This window comes from Pseudomonas sp. (assembly GCF_050739655.1).
GTDB lineage: Bacteria > Pseudomonadota > Gammaproteobacteria > Pseudomonadales > Pseudomonadaceae > Aquipseudomonas.
Window position 1 is genome coordinate 1 of record NZ_JBOIBY010000087.1, and the last position, 6,661, is coordinate 6,661.

General features: G+C 59.8%; 7 protein-coding genes and 1 pseudogene. 2 read left to right on the forward strand and 6 right to left on the reverse strand.

Annotated features, from left to right (window positions below; genetic code table 11):
* Positions 1–65: 65 nt before the first annotated feature.
* Both ACRESJ_RS04775 and ACRESJ_RS04780 read right to left on the reverse strand, forming a co-directional pair.
* Complete coding sequence (locus ACRESJ_RS04775; protein ID WP_431756873.1) at positions 66–656, reverse strand: HD domain-containing protein; 591 nt, start codon at positions 654–656, stop codon at positions 66–68.
* Between the two features lie 18 nt (positions 657–674).
* Positions 675–986, reverse strand: a complete 312-nt coding sequence (locus ACRESJ_RS04780; RefSeq protein WP_095196430.1) for a DUF962 domain-containing protein — start codon at positions 984–986, stop codon at positions 675–677.
* 161 nt (positions 987–1,147) lie between these two features.
* Here ACRESJ_RS04780 and ACRESJ_RS04785 point away from each other — a divergent pair, with 161 nt between their 5' ends.
* The gene (locus ACRESJ_RS04785; protein ID WP_431756874.1) at positions 1,148–2,209 is read left to right on the forward strand and encodes an AraC family transcriptional regulator; all 1,062 of its coding nucleotides are present in this window, start codon (positions 1,148–1,150) and stop codon (positions 2,207–2,209) included.
* Here the strand turns inward: ACRESJ_RS04785 and ACRESJ_RS04790 are convergent.
* Positions 2,166–3,620, reverse strand: coding sequence for a TrkH family potassium uptake protein (locus tag ACRESJ_RS04790; protein WP_431756875.1), 1,455 nt, complete (start codon positions 3,618–3,620; stop codon positions 2,166–2,168). The two genes, ACRESJ_RS04785 and ACRESJ_RS04790, sit on opposite strands and share 44 nt — an antisense overlap.
* Before the next feature lie 121 nt (positions 3,621–3,741).
* On the opposite strand from ACRESJ_RS04790, the gene ACRESJ_RS04795 reads away from it, so the two are divergent.
* Positions 3,742–4,308 (forward strand): NAD(P)H nitroreductase, encoded by a 567-nt coding sequence (locus ACRESJ_RS04795; RefSeq protein WP_431756876.1) that lies wholly within the window; start codon positions 3,742–3,744, stop codon positions 4,306–4,308.
* Positions 4,309–4,425: 117 nt separating this feature from the next.
* On the opposite strand, the gene ACRESJ_RS04800 is transcribed toward ACRESJ_RS04795, so the two are convergent.
* From ACRESJ_RS04800 to ACRESJ_RS04810, 3 genes and pseudogenes are all read right to left on the reverse strand, one after another.
* Positions 4,426–5,766, reverse strand: coding sequence for a sensor histidine kinase (locus tag ACRESJ_RS04800; RefSeq protein WP_431756877.1), 1,341 nt, complete (start codon positions 5,764–5,766; stop codon positions 4,426–4,428).
* Between the two features lie 179 nt (positions 5,767–5,945).
* Positions 5,946–6,395 (reverse strand): Spy/CpxP family protein refolding chaperone, encoded by a 450-nt coding sequence (locus ACRESJ_RS04805; RefSeq protein ID WP_431756878.1) that lies wholly within the window; start codon positions 6,393–6,395, stop codon positions 5,946–5,948.
* A 172-nt stretch (positions 6,396–6,567) separates the two neighbouring features.
* Positions 6,568–6,661 (reverse strand): annotated as a pseudogene (locus ACRESJ_RS04810) (DNA-binding response regulator); the annotation flags it as partial.

Below are 6,661 nucleotides of genomic sequence, written 5' to 3' on the forward strand. Positions count from 1 at the left end.
CGCCAGAGAACCCTGTGGGAGCGGGCTTGCCCGCGATGGACCGCGTAGCGGTCCCGCTGGATCGATCAGGCTGGCGAATGCTCTTGCATCGCCGCCTTGTAGATCGAGTTCTTCGGCTGCGCAAACAACCGCTCCATCATCGGTTCAAAGAAACTCAATGGCAGAGTGTCATACGCCGGATCAAACGCTGCAGCGTCATACTTGGCGCAGAACTCGATGGTCGCCTGATACTGCTCATGCCCCTTGAATTGCTCCCGCAAATGCCGGTCCATGCCCAAGTGATGGAAGAAGTAGTAGCCCTGAAAAATCCCGTGTTTCTCCACCATCCACAAATTATCGGCGCTGACGAAAGGCTTGAGGATCGCCGCCGCAATATCCGGGTGATTGTAGGAACCCAGCGTGTCGCCGATGTCATGGAGCAGGGCGCAGACCACGTATTCTTCATCGCGACCGTCACGCCAGGCGCGGGTCGCGGTTTGCAGGGAATGGGTCAGGCGATCCACTGGAAAACCGCCAAAATCCCCTTCCAGCAACTTCAGGTGCGCCAGGATTCGTGATGGCAATTGCCGGGCGTAGGCACTGAAATCCGCGGCGATGATCGCCCAGTCTTCCTGCGTGCCGTCCTTCATATGGGTGAAACGAGCGTTGGGATTCATCGGCAATCCTCTGAAGTTCTAGAACGGCACGCGCCCCAGAATCATGTCGCGATACATGACGAAATCACCGAGCAAGCTGTAGAACGGGTGCTGAAAGGTTGCAGGACGATTCTTCTCGAAGAAGAAATGTCCTACCCAGGCGAAGCTGTATCCCGCCAGTGGCAAGGCCCACAACAGCATCCACGCGCCTCGGCCGATGGTCAGCGCCAGAATGAAAATAACCAGTGTCGTACCGATAAAGTGCAATCGTCGGCAGGTACTGTTGCTGTGCTCGCTGAGGTAATACGGGTAGAACTCAGCGAAGCTATTGAATCGTCGGATGTTTTCCACGACTGCGATCTCTGTGGTTATTGTTCTGACAGCAAGTTGTTCGGCGGGTAGCTTATTTAAGTCTAGAGTGAACAGTGATGTGAGCCAGTGACAATCGGCGCCACTTTAGTATCCTTCGGAATTGGCCGCGACGGCGGCTCATCATGATGCAAGAACCCGACATGAGCGAACGAACGACTTCTGCAAGCTGGGCGATGGGAATTGTCAAAGCACTGGAAATGGACGGCCTGGATTGCCGGGTTCTGTTCAATCAACTGGGGCTTGATTACGCGGCGCTGGACGATCCGGATGCCCGCTTCCCGCAAGATTCCATGACACGACTGTGGCAACGGGCGGTTGAGCTGTCCGGCAATCCGGCGATTGGCCTGAACATGGGCAAGGTGGTGCGACCGGCGCAGTTTCATGTCACCGGCTATGCCCTGATGTCCAGCCAGACCCTGGCCGAAGGTTTCAGGCGATTGGTGCGCTACCAGCGCATCATTGCTGAAAGTGCCGACCTGAGTTTTCGCCTGCTGGATGAGGGCTACGCGCTGATTCTGACGGTACATGGCGATCACTTGCCGCCAACCCGCCAGAGTGCCGAGGCCTCACTGGCCTGCGCCCTGGCACTGTGCGGCTGGCTGACCGGGCGTACGCTGCAACCGCGCAAGGTGCTGGTGCAGGGCGATGAGCCGGTCAATCTCGAACCCTATAAACAGGCTTTCCATGCACCGCTGGTGTTCAACGCGCCTTACGATGCGTTGATTTTCGAGCGCGCGGACATGGAAGCGCCGCTGCCGACGGCCAACGAAGCCATGGCGCTTCTGCATGACCGCTTTGCCGGTGAGTATCTGGCACGGTTTTCCGAGAGTCGTGTGACCCACAAGGCACGCCAGGTGTTATGCCGTTTATTGCCCCAGGGCGAGCCCAAGCGTGATGCCGTGGCGCAGACGCTGCACCTGTCGCAACGTACCTTGCAACGACGTTTGCAGGAGGAGGGCACGAGCTTCCAAACGCTGCTCGACGACACCCGGCGCGAATTGGCCGAGCAGTATCTGGCCCAACCCACCATGACCCTGCTGGAAATCGCCTATCTGCTGGGCTTTGCCGATCCGAGTAACTTCTTTCGCGCCTTCCGGCGCTGGTTCGACACCACGCCCGGTGAGTACCGGGCGCGGCTGGTGCAAGTGCCGATGCCGGTCAGTGACGCCAGAACGCCGGAATACACAGCACAAACACGGTAATGATCTCCAGTCGGCCAAGGAGCATGCCGAACGAGAGAATCCATTTGGCGGCGTCCGGCAGGGAGGCGAAGTTACCGGCCGGGCCGATGGTTTCGCCCAGGCCCGGGCCGACGCCGGACACCGTACTGGCCGCGCCGGTCAGGGCGGTCATCCAGTCCACGCCGAGCAGCGACAGCAGCAGCGCGATCACGCAGATGGTGATGGCGAAGAAGAACGAAAAGGTCAGGATCGACCGTACGATCTCTTCATCCAGCCGGTGCCCGTTGTACTTCTGTTTGATCACCGCGCGCGGGTGAATCAACTGGTTAAGGTTGGCCTTGAGCAGGATATAGGCCACCTGGAAGCGGAATATCTTGATCCCGCCGGCGGTTGAGCCAGAGCAACCACCAACGAAACCCAGATAGAAGAACAGCATCAGCGAGAAATTGCCCCACAGGCTGTAGTCCCCCAGCGCGAAACCCGTGGTCGTCACCACTGAGGTCACGTTCAGTGCCACGTGCCGCAGCGCCTCCAGCCAATGCAGCTTGGTGGTCCACCAGTACCAGGTGCCGAGCACCAGCCACGTCACCAACAGCATGCCGAGCAAGCCTTGCACTTGCTGATCCTTGATCAGCGCCTTGCGATTGCCGCGCAACGTCGCCACGTACAGGGTGAACGGCAGGCTGCCGAGAATCATGATGACGATCGCCACCCAGTGCACCGCCGGTTGCGTCCACTTGGCCAGGGACTGGTCGGAGGTAGAGAACCCGCCAGTGGAAATCGCCGACATGGCATGGTTGATTGCATCGAACGGGCTCATCCCGGCCCACCAGAACGCCAGGCTGCCGAGAATGGTTATGCCGACATAGGCCGCTACGATCAGGCGCGCCACCATGTGCGAGCGGGGCATGACTTTTTCGGAACGGTCCGACGACTCGGTCTGGAAGAGGCGCATGCCACCGATTCGCAGCAGGGGCAAAATCGCTACCGCCATGCCGATAAACCCGATGCCACCAATCCAGTGCAGTAACGAGCGCCACATCAGAATGCCGGGGGACATGTCGTCCAGGTGATTGAGCACCGTCGATCCTGTGGCGGTGATGCCGGACATGCTTTCGAAGAACGAATCGGTGTAGCTGATGTGTTGGGTCAGCAAAAACGGCAGCGCGGCGAAGATGCACACCACCAGCCAACTGCTGACGGTCAGCAGATACATGTCTCGTGGTCGCAGGTGTACATGCTCGGGGCGTCCGGGAATGACGAGGGCCAGGCCGGCGACAAAGGTGATCATGCTGGCCCAGAGAAACGACGGCAGGTCGCCGGTGCGATCGAAGATCACTAGCGTGGCCATGGGCACGACCATGGCGATGGCCAGGGTTATCAGGAAGATGCCGATGATGAAACCAATGAGACGCAAGGTCGGCAACGCCATGAAATCCGCTCGGCTGTAATGGGTAAGGGCGCCATTCTACCTGTGGGGCAGGGCATGTAAACCGGCACTCGGGCAGGACTTACAGCTAGAATAGCCGCACATTTTTTTCAGGAGGTGGCCGATGCAGGCTCTCGACGTTTTGCTCAACCGTGTTTCCGTCCCGCGACTGATCGAACCGGCACCGACCCAGGCACAGCGCGAAGTGCTGTTCGGCGCGGCCATGCGCGCTCCGGATCACGGGCATTTGCAGCCCTGGCGTTTTCTCACGGTCGAAGGCACGGCGCGCGAGCAAATGGGCGAGTTGCTGGCCGAAGCGGCGAAGCAGCAAGAAGGCGAAGTCACCGACGCGGCCATCGATAAGGCGCGCAATGGTCCGTTGCGTGCGCCCTTGGTAGTCGTGGTGATCGCGCGGGTGCAGGATCACGTCAAGTATCCGAAGTCCGAGCAGCTGCTGGCGGCAGGTTGCGCGGCCCACGGCATTTTGCTGGCGGCTTACGCGCAAGGCATTGGCGCGGTGTGGCGCACCGGTGATTTGGCTTACTCGCCGCACGTGGCGAAGGGCTTGGGCCTGGCGGAAGGGGAAGAGGTCATTGCCTTCCTGTACCTCGGCACGCCGCAGAAAGAACCGCGTGTGGCGGAGAAAGTCGACTTGGCCGAGTTTGTCAGCGCTTGGCCGGGTAAACCGTGACCCCTGTGGGAGCGAGACTGCTCGCGATAGCGTAGGCACATCCAGCATCAATGTGTCTGAAACTCCGCCATCGCGAGCAGGCTCGCTCCCACAGTTGATTTGGGTCGTTCAGAAAACTTAGGGCTGCACCACCCCCGGCGCCAAAGGCAATTCCAGACTGGCAATAAACCCACCCTCCGGGTGATTGGCCAGCACCAGGCTCCCGCCATGCCGTTCCGCCGCCCGCCGGGCGATGGCCAATCCCAAACCATGGCCGGCAGCGGTCTGTCCCGGCGCCCGGTAGAACGGTTCCCCCAGCTGATTCAAATGCTCGGCATCGACCCCAGGCCCGTGATCGCGCACGGTCACGACAATGCGCTCGCCGTGACGCAAAGCCTGCATTTCAATCGGCAGACCGCCCACCGGATTGAAGCGCTGGGCGTTGCGCAGCAGGTTGTCCACAGCGCGTTCGATCATGGTCGGCCACCCAGTCAGATTCAATTGTGGTTCGGCTTCGAGATGCACGAGCTGCTCTGGCGAACCCAGTTGCGCATCTTTTTGCAGGGTATTGAGCAGCGCGTTCAGATCGACCGCTTCGGCGCTGGCGTTGTCGGCATCGACCCGTGCCAGTACCAGAATTTCACTGATCAGTGCTTCGAGTCGGTCGCATTCACGGGTGAGGCGCGGCCAGAGTTTTTCCCGTTCTTCAGGGGAGGCCCGTTCGGCCAATGCCAGCGCAATGCGCAGGCGGGCGAGGGGCGAACGCAGTTCGTGGGACACATCACGCAGCAATTGCCGCTGACTGCCGATCAGGCTTTGCAGGCGCGCGCCCATACGGTTGAAGTCGTTGGCCAGCACCCCGAACTCATCGCGGCGGTTGGCCAGTTTCACCAGGCTGTTCTGTTGATAGGTGGTTTGTCCCAGGTCATGCACAGCCCCGCGTAGACGGCTGAGGGGGCGGGTAATGGAAAAGGTCACCAGCAGGCTGAACAACGTCAGCACCACCAATGCAATGCCCAATGCACTCAACGGCCAAAGCAGGCTTTCGCGGTGCCAGGCGTCGAGTTCCGGATGGGGAATGCGGTAGATCAGCAGGTAGGTGTCACCGGTTTTTTCGCTGGTGTACTCGTCGGTCAGACGGCGCCAGGGCAGACGGCGGTCATCGTTCTTCTGGCGTGCTTCGAACGCAGCAGCACGGCGTGGGAAGGTACCGCGCACCACCGGGTCGCCGCTTTCGTTGAGCACCTGAACGTCAATGTGATACTGGTGTTTGCGCTCCTGCAATAGTTCCTGAGCCGCTTCCTCACCCTGGGATTCGTAGGTTTGCGTCCATTGTTCGGCCAACGTGTTGAGGCCCGGATGGCGACTGAGAATCCATGCATCCTGGTTGAGCATGTGCCCGAGCAAAATGGACAGACCTGCAACCAGAGCGATGGCCAGCCAGAAGCTTGCCAGGATCCGCCAGAACAATGAGCGCACAGAAAATCCTCAAACAAACACCTTGTAGGAGCGAACTTGCTCGCGAAGGAGGTCAACGATAACGCTGGGAGCCTGACACACCACGGCGCACTAGAGACCTTCGCGAGCAAGCTCGCTCCTACAGGGATCGGAAAACAAAAGACCCAACGGTGTAGGCCGTTGGGTCCGGGGTCATCGCATTATTGCGCTTTTTGCGGTTGTTGCGCTTTCCAGGCCTTGAATTCAGCCCATTCGGCGCGACGCTCAGCCTGCTTCTTCTGGATTTCGTCGAATTTCTTCTGTTGATCAGGCTTCAGCACGGCCCGCACGTCAGACTCGGCTTTCTTGTGGTTGGCGGCCATTTCGTCCTTCATGGCTTTCTGGTCGGCTGGCGAAAGTTTCTCCAGGTACTTGTCGACCAGTTGCTTACGTTCGTGCATCTGCTCGCCCATGATCTTGCGGATCTGCTCGCGCTGTTCGCGGCTCAGGTCCAGTTGGCTGTATGGGCCTTTGCCGTGCATGCCATGCATCTGACCGCCGTGGCGCGAGCCATCCATCGGTCCATCCATAGGGCCGGTGCCTTCAGGCATGGCCATGGCCACGGTTGGCAGGGCGGCAGCGAACATCAGAGCGATAAGAGTCTTGCGCATGGTGAATCTCCTTGTCTCGTTCCCGGTACGTTCCGGATGAGTGCAGATTACGCAGATCAAGGTCAGCGGCGGTCAGCGGAGCGTAAAGCTTGGGTAAAGATGAGTTTCCGCCGACCTGACAAAACGTCCGGGTGACTTTCTGTAAGAGCAATCGAGCGTCGACCGGCTGCTCCTACAAGCTGTAGTAGTAACCGCGGCTGCGCAGGGCGACGATGCGCGGGCGGCCGTCGGGGTGTGGACCGATCTTCTTGCGCAGGTTGCTGACG